Source organism: Mesorhizobium sp. WSM4814 (assembly GCF_055811595.1).
The window spans coordinates 23460-39945 of the sequence record NZ_JBVVQT010000029.1; the positions used below are offsets into that span (position 1 = coordinate 23460).

A 16486-nucleotide genomic window follows, 5' to 3' on the forward strand; every position below is an offset into this window, starting at 1 on the left:
TTTCACGCCCAGATCGTGATCGCGAAAAGACCATGATCCCGAAAAAGTGGACCGGCAGGAGAAGCTGATGACACGGTGGGTTCTCATCGGAATTACCGCCCTTGGCCTGAGCGGGTTGCTCGCCACCATAACGCTCGACCCCAGTGAGATGGGTGCGGCGGCGGCGATCGACTCGATCGAGCGCGGTCGATACCTGGCAAAGATCGGTGGCTGCAACGATTGCCACACGCCAAATTATCTGGAGAAGGCCGGCAACGTTCCGGAGGATCGATGGCTGATCGGCGACTCGCTTGGCTTCAATGGGCCGTGGGGCACGACCTACCCGACGAATCTTCGCCAGCTTTTGCGCACGATGAGCGAAGACGAGTGGGTAAAGTCAGCGCGTACAATCGAGACGCGCCCGCCTATGCCGTGGTTCAACCTGCGCGCCATGACCGAGGCCGACCTGCGCGCCATCCACCGCTATGTGCTTTCGCTGCCGGCAGACGATACGCCGGTTCCGGATTATGTGCCGCCCGGTCGTCCGTCGAAGACACCGCATATCGTGTTCGTCCCGCAGGCTCCGAAGCCGTAGCCGCGTCCGAAAGACGTAGTCGCCGCCGAAGATCCGGGGGCAGGGGGATGTTCTCCGCCTGTGCGGTACGTCAGACACGGCCGTCTGTTTCGGTCGTAACGCAATTCCCGATTCCGGAAATCGCGTTGTAGCACTGATCGCCGATCGTGACGGTCCAACCGGGGCGGTCAGATGGATGCCCGGCGATCAGGAAAAGTCAAAACCAGATAAATCGATCAGGGAGTCAAATAATGGACAATCTGCTTGGCCAATACGCGCCGAAGATCGACCGAGATCAAGGCACCGCGGATCCGCGTCCCTATGCCTTGGGCTACACGGAACGTGAATTCCAGCGCCTGGAACTGCAGGGAGCGCTCATTCACGACCTTACGGAGGATTTCCTGCGCCGCGCGGGGCTGGGACCGGGCATGCGCGTGCTCGACATTGGCTGCGGCGTCGGCGACGTCTCCTTGCTGGCCGGGAAGCTGGTCGGGCCCTCGGGAAGAGTGCTCGGCGTCGATCGCTCGGCGGGGGCAGTGGACATTGCCGAGCGGCGCGCCACCGAATCCGGCCAGTGCTACTGGACACGCTTTACCACCAGCGAGCTTGATACATTCTCACCCGACGAGACGTTCGATGCGGTGATCGGCAGGCTCGTCCTGATGTATCTGCCCGATCCGGCCGCAACCCTGCGCAGGCTTGTCGGGTTTCTTCGGCCGGGCGGCATCGTCGCCTTCCAGGAAATGGCAATGCCGCTCACCCGCAGTTTTCCGGAGGCGCCGCTGTTCAGCAAATGCCGCGGCTGGATAATCGAGACGATCGAGCGGGCAGGTTTCGAGGTCGACATGGGTGGCAGGCTACCGATGGTCTTCGCCGGCGCAGGGCTGCCGGCGCCGCAGATGAATTCCGCCGGCCTCGCCGGTAGCGGGCCCGACTCGCCGGTCTACGACTATGTTGCCGAGACCTTGCGCAGCCTGATGCCGATGGCCGAGGCGGTCGGCGCCGCGACCGCCACCGAAATGAGGGTTGATACGCTCGCCGAGCGACTGCGCAGCGAGGCCGTCGAACAGCAGATGTGCATTATGCTGCCGCCCCTTGTCGGCGCATGGGCAAATACGCAGGGATGACGAAGGAGAGATCGATGCTCGACACTGCCATCAGCGAGCACGCGGGCCATCTCGTCGATCCATACAATGTCGAGACGCTCGACGTGCTGGGACCTGTGGTCCAGTTTCTTACACCGTCGCGCGATGGCGAGCCTTGCGTCATGCGCGGCACCATACCGCCGGGCGTAGTCGTGCCGCTGCACAGCCACGCCGACCCGGAGACCTTCATCCAGATTTCCGGCGAGATCGAAGGGCTTTCGCAGTCGCCGGAAGGCTTCGTCTGGGTAGCCATCCGGCCGGGCGATATTTTCCACGTGCCGGGCGGGGCGAAGCACGCCTTTCGGAACCTGTCGACCGGGCCGGCCGTGATGATCCTCGTCAGCACGTCAACGATCGGCCGGTTCTTCCGGGAAATCGGCAAGCCGATCACCGGGGAAAGCAGGCATTCTGATCTTCCCTCAGCCGATGCGATGCAGCATTTCCTGAAGACCGCCGCGGCATATGGCTACTGGAACGCAACGCCGGAAGAGAATGCGAGTGTAGGTCTTTCACCGACGCCCCGCTGATCTGGACAGCGCCGGCAAAGCTTCCACGGCAGCACGCGGAGTCGCTGCGGCGATCTGTCAGGCGCGGTGGCCTGGCTCGGCGGCTCACGGGCCTGCTTCGAGGAAAGCCCGGGCAAACCCGGGTTGCGCTGCTTCTATCGTTCCATCGGGCAGCTTCAAGAGCCGGTCGATTGCGATGCCGTAGAGCCGCATCCGATCGTCGAGCAGCCGCGCCGCTTCGTCGATATTGCCCTGCTCGGCCTTCAGCAGGGCGCGGTGCATTACATCCCGAAAGATCAGCCGCAGCTGCAAGAACATCTCGGCGAAGGCTTCCGGGTCGGGCACGTCGAAGATGCCTTCGTCGCTGCCTTTCCTGAGCAGATCGGTGATTATCGGCATGGCCAATTCCCTGGCCGCCTGGTCGACCCGATGGAAGAGGGCAAGGTTCTCGGGCCGGAACAGGACGAAAAATGTCTTGCGCATGTGCGGAGCAAGCTCGACGTTCAGCCGCCGCGAGCCGGCAAACAGGGCATTGAGCCGGCCAAGCCCATCGAGTGAGGGATCGTTGAGCACGGGCTGCAACTCGGTGAAGCTGTCGCGGGCGAGACGTGTGGCGAGCGCCTCCAGCAGGGCCTCTTTCGATGCGAAATAGTGGTAGAACGCGCCCTTCGACAGGCCGGCCTCGCGGATGATGTCGTTCACCGTCGTGTTGTCGTAGCCGCGCTCGAAGAAAAGCCGCTGGGCGCAGTCGAGGAGCTCGGCGGATCGTATCTCCGGCGGCTTTATCATTCGGGGCAAATCGAACCTCACAAAGTGCAGGTGGAGCAAGAGGAGCACGAACCGGAGCTTTATGCAACTTTTATAGACCGACGGTCGGTCTAGTGCTATTATCTGTCACCGCAGGACATTCGGATTCGATCATGAAGGAGAGTCCCTTGCGACGGATACGCTGGACTGTCGGCATCGTTGTTGTCGCGGCCGCGGCTGCTTTCGGCGCTTGGTATCTTTGGCAACCGGCCAAGGTTTCGCTGGTGACGCCACAACGCGGCGACGCGGCGGAAATCGTTTACGCGAGTGGCTCCGTCGAGCCGCGAACCTGGGCCAAGGTAACTCCGGTGGTTCGCGAAAGGATCGTCGAGCAATGCAATTGCGAGGGGTCGAGGGTTGCACAAGGCGACGTGCTCGCCACGCTCGACGACAGCGAGGCCCGGGCCGTGCTTGGCGAACTCGAAGCGCGTCAAGCGCTTGCCCAGGAAGAGCTCCGGCGGCTGACGGTGCTTGCCGAAAGGCGTGCGGCGAGCCAGCAGGCTCTCGATCGTGCGCAGAGCGAGCTCGGCCAGATCGAAGCGCTGGTCGCCGGACAGAAAGCGCGACTTGACACCTACGTGTTACGCGCGCCGAGCGCCGGTGTCGTGCTTAGGCAGGACGGCGAGGTGGGTGAGGTCGCCGAACTCGGCACGGTGTTGTTCTGGGTCGGCGAGCCGAAGCCGCTCCTGGTGGTCGCCGAGGTCAACGAGGAGGACATACCCCGGGTCGAGGTCGGCCAGCGCGCGCTGCTTAAATCCGACGCGTTCCTCCAGCAGAACCTGGAAGCCGTGGTCGACAGCATCACACCCAAGGGCGATCCGGTGACGAAGACCTATCGCGTCCGGTTCCGCCTGCCGGACGATACGCCGCTTCGTATCGGCATGTCGACCGACGTGAACATCGTCATCCGCGTTTCGAAAAATGCGCTGTTGATCCCGCCCGTTGCTGTGGACGGGAATAAGGTGTTCGTCGTCGAAGGCGACAAGGCCTGGCGACGTGAAATCCGAACCGGCATTCGCGGCACCAATGGCATCGAGGTTCTGTCGGGGCTCGATGAGAAGGCTCGCGTCGTCTCGCCCTATCCCGCCGACCTCACCGACGGCGCGCGCGCCAACATCACTGGCGCCCAGGAGCGATGAAGCAGGATGCCGCTCATCTTCGACATCGCCCTCACGCACATTGCCGGCCGCGGTCGCCAGACGCTGGTTGCCGTGATCGGCGTTGCGGTCGGTGTCGGATTCTCCATTGCCATGGCGGCGCTGATGCAGGGTGGGCAGGACGATTTCGTCAGGCAGCTCGTCGACACGATGCCGCATGTCGACATCACCGACGAGCAGCGCACAGCCCGCCGTCAACCGGCTGAGGATGCTTTTGCGACAGTGGCGATTTCCGGGCTCAGGCCACGTGACGATCGACGCGGCATCATCAACCCGACCGCCGCGACCTCCTGGCTGGAGAGCTGGATTCCCGGTCGGTTCGCGGCAAGCCTCAAAACGCAGGGTGTGATCCGCTTTTCCAGCCGCGAAGTCGGCGCGGCGATCATTGGCATCGAACCAGAGCGCGAGTCCGGCGTGTCGCCGATTGTCGGAAACTTCGTCGAAGGCAGCTTTTCGGCGCTTGCCGCGGGCGGCAACAACGTGCTCATCGGCGACACGATGGCGAGCCGGCTCGGCGCCGGGTTCGGTGACACAATAACGGCGGTTTCCGCCGAGGGACTGACGCGCAACTTCAAGATCGCCGGCCTGTTCCACACCGGCACCACCGCGCGCGACGAAGGCGAGGCCTATGTGCTTCTGAAAAACGCGCAGATCCTCTCGGCGCGTCCGAACGCCATCAACGAGATCCGCATCAAGCTCGACGATCCTGACCGCGCTCCGGCGGTGGCGCAGCGTGCCGAGGCCGAACTGGGCTACAAGGCGGTGGCGTGGCAGGAGGCCAATGAATCGATCCTCGAAGCGCTCGTCGTACGCAACGTCATCATGTACACCGTTGTCGGCGCGATCATGCTAGTCGCTGGCTTCGGCATCTACAACATCATCTCCACCATCACGCACGAAAAGGCGCGCGACATCGCCATCATGAAGTCGCTTGGCTTCCCGGAATCCGACATGCGCCGGCTCTTTCTGCTGGAAGGCGTCGCGATCGGCGCTGCCGGCTCCGTGCTCGGCGGGCTGCTCGGCGTCTCCATGACCTATGCGCTGTCTCTGGTGCGTTTCGAGATCGCCGCGACCGGCCAGGAGATGACCCGCCTGCCGATCGCCTGGAGCTTGATGCACTACGTCATCGCGTCGGCTTTCGCGCTGGGCTCGGCGGCAGTGGCCGGCTACCTGCCGGCGCGTCGTGCGGCGCGCCTGAACCCCGTCGAGATCATCAGAGGCGCGTCATGAGCGCACTCATCGAGACCAAGAAACTGACCCGCGTGTTGCCCGAGACGGTTCCCGTCACGCTGGTCAAGGACATCACGCTGGCGATCAACGAAAGGGAATTCGTCGCCGTCACCGGTCCCTCCGGCTCCGGAAAATCGTCATTGCTCTATCTGCTCGGGCTGCTCGACCGGCCGACCGCCGGGACGTTGACAATAGGCGGCCGCGACGCCGAGCCGATGAATGAAAGGGAGCGCGCGCGGACCAGGCTTTCGATGCTGGGCTTCGTGTTCCAGTTCCACTTTCTGCTGCCGGAGTTCACGGCGCGCGAAAATGTCGAAATCCCAATGCGCAAGCTTGGCCGGCTGGCGCGTCCTCAGATGCGCGAACGGGCCGGTGAGCTGCTCTCATCCCTGGGACTCGGCGAACATCTCGACAAGCGGCCTGACCAACTCTCGGGCGGCCAGCGTCAGCGCGTCGCGGTAGCACGCTCGCTCGCCAACGACCCGCCGCTTATCCTCGCCGATGAGCCGACGGGGAGCCTCGACAGCAAGAGCTCCGAGCAGGTCTTCGCAATCCTGGAGAACCTGGTACGCGAGGGTGGCAAGACCGTCGTGGCAGTTACGCATGATCTCGACATGGCGGCGCGCATGGATCGCCGCATTCACATCGTGGACGGGAAGATCGGCTGAACCGGAACCAATCGGCGTTCATCGGATCAGGCATGGCGCGAGCCTGTCCAATGATCACCGGGGTCGCGATCAGGACACTCGCGCCGCGCCGAAATTGGCCGCGAGCCAGGCTATCGCCTCGGTCACGTCGTCGAGACCATAGCTTGCAACCGTCGGCCCGCGCGGTTTTACGCGGATAGAGATGCCGTTGGCTTCGTTTATTGCCTCGAAACCGTTTTCGTCCGAAGTGTCGTCTCCAAGGAATACGGGGCGCCGACCGGCAAAGGGCTGGATTTCCATGAAACGCCGGATGGCAGCTCCTTTGACGGCTTCCAGCGGCATGAGTTCAACGCCAGCGTTTCCCGCAATCACGCGGTAGCCGGGCGGAAGTTGCGTCAATGCCTGTTCGACAAGCTGCGTTGCCCGGGCAAGCAGTTGCGGCGCAGCGCGGGTATGGATGGCCAGGACCGGTCCCTTGCGCTCGACGTAGACCTTGCCTCCACCCAGTTCGGCCTCAATCTCGTCGGCAAGAGCCGCGATATCCGCCGGAGCGTCGGCAAGCTCGACTTGACCGTCCGCCGTCAACCGATGTTCGAGTCCGTACAGCCCTGCAACGCGCAGCTTCAGGGGATGAAACAATCTGTCCACGGCAGAGACCGAACGCCCGGTGATGAAGGCGAGGGCGCCGCCCAGCCTCCGCTCGATTTTTCCGAGAAGCTCACGCAGTTCATCACCGACGAAGACGGCATCCGGATGAGCGGCATGTTCCAGCAAGGTGCCGTCGATATCGAGAAAAAGCGCCCATTGCCCTTCCGGCAGGTCGGGGGCCAGCGGCAGTCGAAGGTCCGTCACGACGCCGCCTTTCGTGCCCGCTCGAAGATGGAAACGACGTTGTTGCTGTTGGATGGCCGCTCGCCGTTGCCGGTCACCCCGCGCTTGCGAAGGCGCGCAGCGTCCAGCAGCATGCTGCCGGCCCAGCGATAGACGTTGTTGTCGCGGACCATCTCGCGCATGGGCCGCATCCGCTCGCGCTGCTCGTCCGGCGTCATGGTCAACGCCTGCAGCAGCGCCTCGCTCATCATGGTCGCATCATAGGGGTTGACGATCAGTGCCTCCAGCAGTTCGCGCGAAGCGCCGGCAAAGGTGCTGAGCAACAGCACGCCCTGTTCGTCGTCGCGTGCTGCGACGAATTCCTTGGCCACCAGGTTCATGCCGTCATGCAGGCTGGTGACCATGCATATGTCGGCGGCGCGATAGATCTGGTAGACCTGCTCCTGCGAATGATGTTCGGCGAGCATCAGGACGGGACTGTAGTTCTCTCCGCCATAGCGCTGGTTGAGCTCTTCGGCATAGCGAAGGCATTCGTCATGAAGCTGCTGGTAGGCTGGCAATGAGCCCCGGCTGGGCGCCGCGACCTGCAGGAAAACCACTCTGCCTACCCATTCGGAATGTCGCGTGAACAATTCGTCCAAGGCGTGAAAGCGATCGAGAATGCCTTTGGTGTAGTCGAGGCGCTCGACGCCGACGCACAGTTTGACGTTCGCCGGCAGCCCGAATCTTTGGCGAACACGGGCACGGCATTCCTCGACAGCCGGCAATCTTGCCAGCAGTTCGGCCGGCCATTCTATGGAGATGGGGTAAGCGTGGACCAGCGTCGTTTGCCCGCCATAGGAGATCGCCGCGTCCGCCCGTTCTATCCGGCTTTCCAGGAAGCGATCGACGCTCTCGGTGAAATTATTGGCATGAAACTGCGTATGGAAGCCGATGATGGAGCTGCCCAGCAAGCCTTCCAGGATCCGTTCACGCCATGGACAGATGCTGTACACTTCCGAGTTGGGCCATGGGATATGCCAGAAAGTAATGATGATCGCCTCGGGCAGGCGCTCACGGATCATGCGCGGCAAGAGCGCGAAATGGTAGTCCTGAACCAGCACGATCGGCCGCTCGTTGCGCGCTTCGGCAACCACCGTATCGGCGAACTTCCGGTTGACCGCCTCATAGACCTGCCAGTCCGAGGCGCGAAAAATCGGGCGAGTGAAGGCGATATGACAAAGCGGCCACAGACCTTCATTGGCGAAGCCTAGATAATAGGCCTGGTATTCTTCCTCGGTCAGCCAGACCCTGCGCAGCGTGTAGGAGGGATTGCCAGGCGGCACCTCAACCCGGTCGTTCTCGTCGACGGTGAGACGGTCCGCTGTTCCGCCGCCATACGCAATCCAGGTACCGGCACAGGCGCGGGTGATAGGCTCAAGTGCCGAAACCAGCCCGCTGGCCGGTACCAGGAGCTCGATGCCGTCATCCCTGGTGTTGTGGATGTAGGGCTCGCGGTTGGATACGACGACCACCTGCGTCTCCGGCAGATCGTCGGCCAGGATCTTGCGCAACGTGTCGGGCGACCATGTGATCAGCGCTGCATCGGCCGAGTGGCCATTCTTTTCAAACTCCCGCAGCACGGTGCGAGCCGCTTCCGAAGCCAAGTCATCGCCTGCGGAGGATGCGGCCGCTGGTATGTGGCGCCAGCGGGATATCGAGAACACCAGGGCAACAGCGGAAAGGCCAAGGCTTGCAATGATTAGAACCCAGAGTACCTCTATGCCAAAGTCTGACATGGGAACAACGATCTTCTCCGGCCGGTCGGTGGCCATTTTATTTGTTTTTCGAATTCGCGGCCGCCAATCAGCTGCCGTGCGTCGGAACGCTCGGACGGGCCATCGGTTCCGCTAATTGCAGCCCCGCGGTTGGTTCCATGCGAAAAGCCAAGCTAGGTCCGCACGACGAGCGGCACCAACCCCTCATGCCGTTCGGCGAGAAAGGCGACGACCCTGTCGCCGACACGCTGGAATGTCAGATCCACCTTCCTGGTGCCAACCCCAAGATGCCTCAGCGTGAGCGTGTCGATACCAATCGGCAGCCTGGGACGCGTGACGTGGATTTCGCCGTCCCAGCCGTCGATCTCGAGGCCGAGGCAGGCCTGCATCAGCATGAAGGCAGAACCGGCCGACCACGCCTGCGGCAGGCAGGCGACGGGATAGGCGATGGGCGCTTCGCCCGGCGCGCGGGTAAAGCCGCAGAACAGTTCGGGCAGCCGCATGTTGAAATGGACAGCCGATTCGAAGGTGCTGCTCATCAGCCGGATCACGCTTTCGCGCTCGCCAAAGCGTGCCAGACCGGCGCCGCATATTGCGGTGTCATGCGGCCAGATCGAGCCGTTGTGGTATGACATCGGGTTGAAGAACACAGCATCGTCAGCGAGCGTCCTCAGCCCCCAGCCGGAATGGAAGGACGCCGAAAGCAGCTGGTCGGCGACCATCTGCGCCCGTGCCGGCGCGGGGAGGCCGACATAGAGAAGGTGCCCGGCATTAGACGTCCGCACCTTGCAGGGCTCGCCGGCGCCGTCGACCGCCAAGGCATAGAAGCCGAGATCGTCCAGCCAGAAATGGCGTTCGACAGCGGCGCGCATGGCCTCGGCGCTGCTCTCCCAATGATCGGCCCTGTCGATTTCGCCGCGGCGGCGGGCGAGCGCCGCCAATCCCCGGAACGCCGCAAAGGCATAGCCTTGCACCTCCACCAGGGCGATCGGTCCCTTCGGGATTCGGCCGTCGGCATGGAACACGGAATCGCCGCTGTCCTTCCATCCCTGGTTGGCGAGGCCGGTCTCGGCGGCACGCTGATAGGTGACGAAGCCGGTCGGCCGGCTCGCCTCCTCGATCCATTCAGCCGCAGCGCAGAGCGACGGCCACTGGCTGTCGACGAACGCCATATCACCGGTACGGTCCGCATAGGCGCAGGCGAGATGGATGTAGAGTGGCGTCGTGTCGACACCGCCATAGTAGCGGCCGAAGGGGAGTTCCCGCAGCGCCGCCATTTCGCCTTTGCGGGTCTCATGCATGATCTTGCCCGGCTGCGAATCGCTGAACGGCGATGTCTCCGTCGCCTGGTGCTGGGCAAGGAAGGCCAGCACGCCTCGCGCCAAGCCCGGGTTGAGCCACAGCATCTGCAAGGCGGAGATCACGCCATCGCGGCCGAACGCCGTCGAAAACCAGGGGATGCCCGCATAGGGGTAGGGTCCGGTCGTAAGCTCGGTGGTCAGCAGCGCCACATCCGCGCGGGCGCGCTCGACCCAATCGTTGAAGACGCGCCCGGAACTGTGCATCGTAGCACCATGGCGGCGTTTGGCCCGCATGCCGAAGCGAGCCCGGGCCGCGGCGGCGCGGAAGCGGTCGCGGTTCGGTGTTTCCGCCATTTCGGGACCGACTTCGACATACAGCACCTTGCTGCTGCGCCTCGTCACGGCAATCAGAAAGTCCGCTCGGTCGCCCGTCAGCTGGTCTGGCGCCTGCGAGAACGATATCGCCGACATCCGCGCCAGCCCGTCCAACCCGTCGTAGCGAAGCAGCACGCAGGTCGCATCCGTCTTGGCCGCATGGGCCATGCCGCGCTTCAGTCTTGTCGAGCCGCGCACTTCGAACATGTCGCGGAAATCGGCGGAAAAATGCAGCGAAACGCGGATGGTGGAGTGTTCCTGGCTATAGTTGGAAAGGGTGACGCGTTCAAACAGCCGGTCCTGCCAAAGCAGCCTGACGCGTTCGATATGGATCGCGCCCTGCGGAATGTCCCGGCCGCGGACGCTCTGCATCGGCAGATTGGTCAGGTTGGAGGTGAAGAGCACATTGTCCTGGCTGAGCGACGCACCGAGCAGCGATGTCTGCCGGTCGCCGACGGTCAGCCGGAATTCGGAAAGCACTCGCGTGTCGTCACGGAAGAAACCGTCGCCGGCGCCGCGGATATCGCCGTAGGCGTCGGACACGGCAAAGCAATCGCCTTGCTTGAGGGCGAACAGCCGATGCGGCTCTCGAGGCGCGGTGGCGTCCAGGGACGCAAGTGCTACCGCGGGATCAAGCTGACGCTCGTCGAGTTGGGCCATTCTCTACATATCCTCTCGTTTCGCCCCTGAGGTAATGCCGCTCACGACGCTCTTGCTTCGGCCGAGGCGCCGATCAGGCGCGCATAAACGGAAACATAGTCGCGCGTCATTCTTTTGGCAGAAAACCGCCTTTCGAAGACAGCTCGCACCCTCCGCCTGTCGAGCCGCAGCAAATCGGGCACCGAGGCAACCGCCCCTTGCATGGAATCCACGATAAAACCGGTCACGCCTTGATCGACGATTTCCGGCAAGGCGCCGCAGTTCCAGCCAATCACCGGCGTGCCGCAGGCCATCGCTTCTATGACGGCAAGACCGAACGGCTCCGGCCAGTCGATCGGGAATACGAGGCCGGCCGCGTTGCCGAGGAATTCCGCCTTCTTGTCTTCCTCGATCTCGCCGACATAGTCGACACGATCACCATCGACCAGCGGCTCGACCATTTTGCGGAAATAAGCCCGGTCGTCGTCGCCGATCTTTGCTGCAAGCTTCAGTTTCAGCCCCGAGCGCAGCGCGATCTCAATGGCACGATCCGGACGCTTGTCGCGCGACATCCGGCCAAGGAAGGCGAGGTAGCGCTCCCCTGGGCTCGGCTCGAAAACCGGCCTGTAGAGTTCGGTCGGCAGTCCGTGGTGGATCGTCGCCAGCCAGTTGGCGTCGGCCAGCCCCGTCCTTTGGCTGCCGGACACGGAGATCATCGGAAAGCGCGGAAAACGCTTATAGGCCGGTGCCAGATCGACGTAGTCGAGCCTGCCATGCGGCGTCGTCACCGTCCGCTCATGGATGTGCTCGAAGAAGGAAAAATGCAGGAAATGGCTGAGGTGGAAGTGAATGATGTCAAATTCTTGAGCGCGTTTCCTCACCTCGGAAAGCATCGAAAGGTGCGCGGCCGTCTCGGATTTCAACGGGCTTGGGTCAAGACGCAGCGCACGCTCGCGACACGGCACTAATTTTGCCGAGGTCCTTGTATCGCCACTGGCGAACAAAGTTACGTCATGGCCGAGCTCCACCAACCCTTCAGTCAGATAGGAGACAATGCGCTCCGTGCCTCCATAGAGCCGAGGCGGCACGGATTCGTGGAGCGGCGCCACATGGGCTATTTTCATAGGCTGGCATTTCCCAGAAAGATCATCGCTGATGTCGAAATGCACCACTCCCCCGAACGTTCCGCAACGGCAAGAAGTCGGGCGATGACTGGTGATTCACCCAGCCGGCGTTTTTGCCGGGAACCAATTGGCTGGCCGTGAATTTAACTAGGTTCGATCGAACGCATCGCGATCGACGGGAGGAAAAGATGAATCGCCTGGAATTCTTTACGCCGGTGCGAATTGCGCGCGGGCACGGAGAACCTGTGGAAGAAATCGACAATGTCAGCGAAGCGATGACGTTTCTGCGCCACTGGCCGAAAGGTAGGCGCGGCCCGGTGTATCAATGCGCGCTGAACTGCGCCGCTGCGGCACTGGCAGGTCAGATGTCTGCCGAGGAAGCAAGAAAGGCTTTTGTGGGCTTTGCCCGGATCACCCGGCTCCTGGATGACGACATAGCGCTGCCGATACGCGGCGAAAAGATGGACAGCGCATACACGCCTCGGCGATAGACGCCAGCGCTCTCAGGTGCCAGTTTGCCGACCAGCCCAGTTGGCGAGCAGCATCACCGCGACACCGGCGATCTGCGTCGGCGCGCAGGAAGCCCGGGCGCCTGGATCCAGGCCGACCCCAAAATCATGGCAAGACCGAAATGCGCCCCAGAAGAGCCACCAGTTCCGCCTGACGTCTCGTTTCGGTCTTGGCGAACAGCGAGGCAAGCTGTGAGCGGATCGTGGTGCGACTGAGCCGCCAGCTGCGGGCGATCTCCAAAGGCGCATCGCCCTGAGCCAAACGCAGAGCCAGATGCGTTTCCGCGCTCGTCAAGCCAAACATCCTTTGCAGTGTCTGAGGATTTGGCCCCGACCTGTTCACACGGCCAAGCAATGCCACGATGCTGGTTCCGTCGGGGGCGATAAGACCGTTCTCTTTCAGTACCACCGGCCTGTCACCTGTGCTGCGGATCACCACCCAGGAAAGGGAGCCCGGCAGGAAAGGCGCCGGAACATTTGCGACCAGCCGCCTTAGGGCTGCCGAAAGCGCACTGGCTGTATCAGCCGCTTCGCCTTTGTGCTCCAGAGTGGGGCGCTCCGGTGTGGGGCGCTCCAGCGTGGTTAGAGCGGCCGCGTTCCATTCGATTACTTTTCTGTCGCGGTCTAGTACGAGATAACCACAGCCAAGGCGATCAAGCATGCCGGTGACGGATTCCAGGCTGCGTCTCCTTGGTTCGTCGCCCCCTGTCTCCGGCCGATCTGATGCACGAGCTGAAGGATAAGTATAGGAGGGGCGCGTCACCTGCGCGTCAGGGTTATACTTGGTTCCTGTCGTGATGTACCGGTCGCCCACAACGGCATCACTGTATCTATCGATCATAGCCATTTTCCAACCTCCCCAAAGGTCCATCAGCCCGTAGTAACTTGCCCGGGATTTACGAACAGTCTTCTTGCGCAGGGCTCGCAAAAAATGCGCTCCCTACTGTCTTGAAACTCGTTATATTCTGATGAGTTCTGTTCGCCCCTGTTTGATAAAATGCGCGCTGTGATAGTGGTATGGCAATCCCGCAGTCGGACTAGGTTGTACGTTTTTTGCTCTAGTCTCGATGGCCTAGTCATAAGGTAGTAGTCTATGTCGATGAACTGGCAGTCGCGCAGGTCGGATTTGAACCCAACGGGCAGACTGCTAACTCACATTGCCTCCGCATCGGTGCTGGCTGCTACGCTGATATTTGAAACAAAAGCGTCAGCATACATCGGAGAAGGGTCGAGTTTCCTGGAATTCATTCCAGCTATTATTATCATTTCCTACCTTGAAGACCGTGGTCCTGCGCTTGCGGCAACGGTCCTGATGGTGGCTGCCGGCTTGTGGACACGAAGCACCCTGCATGGTCAGATCTCCGGCGAAGATTGGGCGCGCGCCATTCTGCTTCTGATTTCCGGTGGCGTGATTGCCATGACATTCCATCGGCTGCGACAGGACGTGCGTGAGCTGCTGGAGGTAGCCGAAGCCAGGCTCGCTGCCGTCGAAGCAACCGAAAGCCGCTATCGCTGGGCTTTCGAGCGCGCCGCCATGGGGTTCGCCAACATCAACGACAAAGGTGAGCTGCTGCAATCCAACAGACGGCTCAGCGAGATGACAGGCTACGAGGAGGAGGAGCTTGCCCAATTGCAGCTGGAGACACTCGTCCATCCGGACGACCGTGATGCCTTGGCGCAATTGCTGGCTGGCCTGGGCAAAGACTCTGCTTCGTTCGCTTCGGAGGTGCGTCTGTCAAGAAAGAACGGTTCGGCATTCTGGGCGCGGCTAACGCTGTCTTTGTCCGTGCCCGACGGGGTTCTCTCAGAGACTATTTTCGTTGTGGTCGACGATATCTCGGGACGACGAGCCGTGCACGAAGCGCTTCGGGCTCAGAAGGAGTGGCTGGATCTGGCTTTGTCTGCTGGACGCCTGGCCACGTGGCGGATCGACCTTAAAGACGGCATCGTCACCGGTTCGGGCGCATTCTGGGACATTCTCGGACTGCCCCCCGCCGGCAGCCGCCGGTTGGAGGAACTGTCGGCCGTCATTCATCCGGCGGACTGGCCAAAGCTGGCTGTATCGAGAAAGCTCGCATCGGTCACGAACTACGACGTCGAGATTCGCGTCCGACGACCGGACGGACATATCCGCTGGGTTGCTCTGCGCGGAAGGGAAGAGAAATACGATGATCGTCTACAGCGGCTCGGCGTGGCCGCCGACCTGACCGAGCGACGGCAAACCACGCTGCTGCGTGCCGCGGCAAAGAAGCGGGAGCGCATCATGCTCGAGCAACGCCACAGGTTCATCAACCTGTTCCCGGTGATCACGGCACTGGTGAACATGGTCAATGGTCCCGAGAACAATGTCGCCAGGTACAAGGAGACGCTGATCGACAGGATTCGTTCGCTCGAGGCAACGCATCTGCTGCTTTCGGGCAACAGCAGCGGGTCGGGGTTGCTTCACGATCTCATTGCCCAGGAGTTGCAACCGTATATGGGGACACGCGAAATATCTGTCAGCGGTCCCTCGGTTACGATGTCGGGAGGCGCCGCCGAGAGCTTTGCGATGATTGTTCACGAGCTTGCGACCAATTCCTTGAAACATGGAGCGCTTGGCGATTCAAAGGGCCGGGTCGAGGTAAATTGGACGTTCGCATCGGAAGATGCGGGCGGTGACATCGTGTTCGATTGGGTGGAATCAGGGCGGCGGCGGCCGCCTTCAAAAGTTGTCCGCCATGGTTTCGGTTCAATGATAATCGGAGTGGATGGGGCGCCGCTTGTCGGTCACTCCCCCAAGCTGGAAATGACGGATCACGGGCTGCGCTATTCGCTGCGGCTGTCGCGCAAGGAAATCGGCCCTTGACGCCAGCGGGCCAAGATCGGAAGCGTTAACAACGCCCCTTGCGTATCAAAAGAACGTAGCGCTCTAATTAATTGATATCCCTAGTTAACCATGTCTTCAGCATAACGGCAGCCTCCGTCCGATTCCGCACCCCAAGCTCACGCAAAACCGCAGCGGCATGGATTTTCGTCGTCGCTTCGGCGATCTCCAGATCGCGCGCGATTTCCTTGTTCGAATACCCTTCAGCCATCAGCTTGAGGACCTCCTTTTGCCTCGAGGTCAGCCTGCCAAGATTGCCGGTGGTGGTACGTCGCTGCGGGACAGGCTCGGCGGGAGCAGGTACGTGAGTTGTTTGCGCAGCACCGGGGCGCGACAGAAGTGCAGGGACGTAGATGCGGCCCGAGAGGATTTCGTTGACGGCCATGACGACCTCCTCGTCTTTTTGCGACTTTACGATATAGCCGTGGAGACCGATCGACAGAGCCGTGAGTATCTCCGAGCGTGAATCGTTTCCGGAAACGATGGCAAATCGCGTATCCGGATAAGCCGATAGAATGCCGCTGAGCACTTCCTGATTGAACAATCCCGGCATGTTCAAATCCAGGATCGCAAGGTCAACGGACTCCTGCTCGGCCAGCAGACTGAGCGCGGCGTCGAAACACGACGCCTCAAATATCTCCACACCTGGAATGCCTGCGCTCAGAGCCAAGCGCAGGCCACGACGATACAGGCCGTGATCGTCGGCGATGACGATTCGATACATTGAACTACCCCAACGAAACCTGCATGGATTGAACGGTCACCGGCCTTTGGAGTCGTGGCCAATCACTCGTCAATCCATCCAGTCAACGCCAGCGGTGCCCCAACACCGCAAGCCCAGCTTGCTAATATAATCCTAAAAGGCAGGTAAGGCTCCTCTTTTTTTGAACGCTGTCAACGGGAGCCGCTGGACACGTCGAATCATGCGCTCCTATCCTCCAGGACCATGTGCCAACGCCTTTGAGACGATGCGATAACTCGCGATCGCAAATGCCCATGGCGAGGCGTGTTTTTCGATTGCTGATCGGGAACTTAGTGATTT

15 protein-coding genes are annotated in these 16486 nt (G+C 61.7%); 8 read left to right on the forward strand and 7 right to left on the reverse strand.

What is annotated here, in order from left to right; translation table 11 throughout:
• The first annotated feature begins 67 nt into the window (after nt 1-67).
• The 3 genes from AC0L2V_RS28725 (at nt 68) to AC0L2V_RS28735 (ending at nt 2225) form a co-directional block, all read left to right on the forward strand.
• Nucleotides 68-574: a c-type cytochrome gene (locus tag AC0L2V_RS28725; protein WP_473521830.1), complete on the forward strand. Its 507-nt coding sequence runs from the start codon at nt 68-70 to the stop codon at nt 572-574.
• Between the two features lie 230 nt (nt 575-804).
• Nucleotides 805-1680, forward strand: coding sequence for a class I SAM-dependent methyltransferase (locus AC0L2V_RS28730; RefSeq protein WP_473508447.1), 876 nt, complete (start codon nt 805-807; stop codon nt 1678-1680).
• 14 nt (nt 1681-1694) lie between these two features.
• Nucleotides 1695-2225 carry a cupin domain-containing protein gene (locus tag AC0L2V_RS28735; protein WP_473521831.1) on the forward strand — a complete coding sequence of 177 codons (531 nt, stop codon included), beginning with the start codon at nt 1695-1697 and terminating at the stop codon, nt 2223-2225.
• Nucleotides 2226-2309: 84 nt separating this feature from the next.
• Here the strand turns inward: AC0L2V_RS28735 and AC0L2V_RS28740 are convergent, their stop codons facing one another.
• On the reverse strand, nt 2310-2993 hold the full coding sequence (locus AC0L2V_RS28740; protein WP_473508445.1) for a TetR/AcrR family transcriptional regulator: 684 nt from the start codon (nt 2991-2993) through the stop codon (nt 2310-2312).
• A gap of 131 nt (nt 2994-3124) precedes the next feature.
• Between AC0L2V_RS28740 and AC0L2V_RS28745 the strand changes: the two genes are divergently transcribed.
• Genes AC0L2V_RS28745 through AC0L2V_RS28755 form a run of 3 tightly spaced genes read left to right on the forward strand, consistent with a single transcriptional unit; the run spans nt 3125 to nt 6066 of the window.
• On the forward strand, nt 3125-4150 hold the full coding sequence (locus AC0L2V_RS28745; protein WP_473508444.1) for an efflux RND transporter periplasmic adaptor subunit: 1026 nt from the start codon (nt 3125-3127) through the stop codon (nt 4148-4150).
• 6 nt (nt 4151-4156) lie between these two features.
• Complete coding sequence (locus tag AC0L2V_RS28750; RefSeq protein ID WP_473508443.1) at nt 4157-5398, forward strand: ABC transporter permease; 1242 nt, start codon at nt 4157-4159, stop codon at nt 5396-5398.
• Nucleotides 5395-6066: an ABC transporter ATP-binding protein gene (locus AC0L2V_RS28755; RefSeq protein WP_473508442.1), complete on the forward strand. Its 672-nt coding sequence runs from the start codon at nt 5395-5397 to the stop codon at nt 6064-6066. The genes AC0L2V_RS28750 and AC0L2V_RS28755 overlap by 4 nt, the downstream gene beginning before the upstream one ends.
• Nucleotides 6067-6135: 69 nt before the next feature.
• Here AC0L2V_RS28755 and otsB read toward each other — a convergent pair whose 3' ends face one another.
• The 4 genes from otsB to AC0L2V_RS28775 all read right to left on the reverse strand — a co-directional run bounded on the left by otsB (nt 6136) and on the right by AC0L2V_RS28775 (nt 12072).
• Entirely contained in the window at nt 6136-6897 is a 762-nt protein-coding gene (gene otsB, locus AC0L2V_RS28760; RefSeq protein ID WP_473508441.1) for a trehalose-phosphatase, read from the reverse strand.
• The gene (locus tag AC0L2V_RS28765) at nt 6894-8654 is read right to left on the reverse strand and encodes an alpha,alpha-trehalose-phosphate synthase (UDP-forming) (RefSeq protein WP_473508440.1); all 1761 of its coding nucleotides are present in this window, start codon (nt 8652-8654) and stop codon (nt 6894-6896) included. The genes otsB and AC0L2V_RS28765 overlap by 4 nt, the downstream gene beginning before the upstream one ends.
• A gap of 152 nt (nt 8655-8806) precedes the next feature.
• Complete coding sequence (locus AC0L2V_RS28770) at nt 8807-10969, reverse strand: amylo-alpha-1,6-glucosidase (protein WP_473508439.1); 2163 nt, start codon at nt 10967-10969, stop codon at nt 8807-8809.
• Between the two features lie 41 nt (nt 10970-11010).
• The gene (locus AC0L2V_RS28775; RefSeq protein ID WP_473508438.1) at nt 11011-12072 is read right to left on the reverse strand and encodes a glycosyltransferase family 4 protein; all 1062 of its coding nucleotides are present in this window, start codon (nt 12070-12072) and stop codon (nt 11011-11013) included.
• A gap of 188 nt (nt 12073-12260) precedes the next feature.
• On the opposite strand from AC0L2V_RS28775, the gene AC0L2V_RS28780 reads away from it, so the two are divergent.
• Entirely contained in the window at nt 12261-12563 is a 303-nt protein-coding gene (locus tag AC0L2V_RS28780) for a DUF982 domain-containing protein (protein WP_473508437.1), read from the forward strand.
• 124 nt (nt 12564-12687) lie between these two features.
• Here the strand turns inward: AC0L2V_RS28780 and AC0L2V_RS28785 are convergent, their stop codons facing one another.
• On the reverse strand, nt 12688-13428 hold the full coding sequence (locus AC0L2V_RS28785) for a helix-turn-helix transcriptional regulator (RefSeq protein ID WP_473521832.1): 741 nt from the start codon (nt 13426-13428) through the stop codon (nt 12688-12690).
• A gap of 246 nt (nt 13429-13674) precedes the next feature.
• Here AC0L2V_RS28785 and AC0L2V_RS28790 point away from each other — a divergent pair, with 246 nt between their 5' ends.
• Complete coding sequence (locus AC0L2V_RS28790; protein ID WP_473521833.1) at nt 13675-15426, forward strand: PAS domain S-box protein; 1752 nt, start codon at nt 13675-13677, stop codon at nt 15424-15426.
• A gap of 67 nt (nt 15427-15493) precedes the next feature.
• Here the strand turns inward: AC0L2V_RS28790 and AC0L2V_RS28795 are convergent, their stop codons facing one another.
• Complete coding sequence (locus AC0L2V_RS28795) at nt 15494-16168, reverse strand: LuxR C-terminal-related transcriptional regulator (protein WP_091593852.1); 675 nt, start codon at nt 16166-16168, stop codon at nt 15494-15496.
• Nucleotides 16169-16486 lie beyond the last annotated feature (318 nt).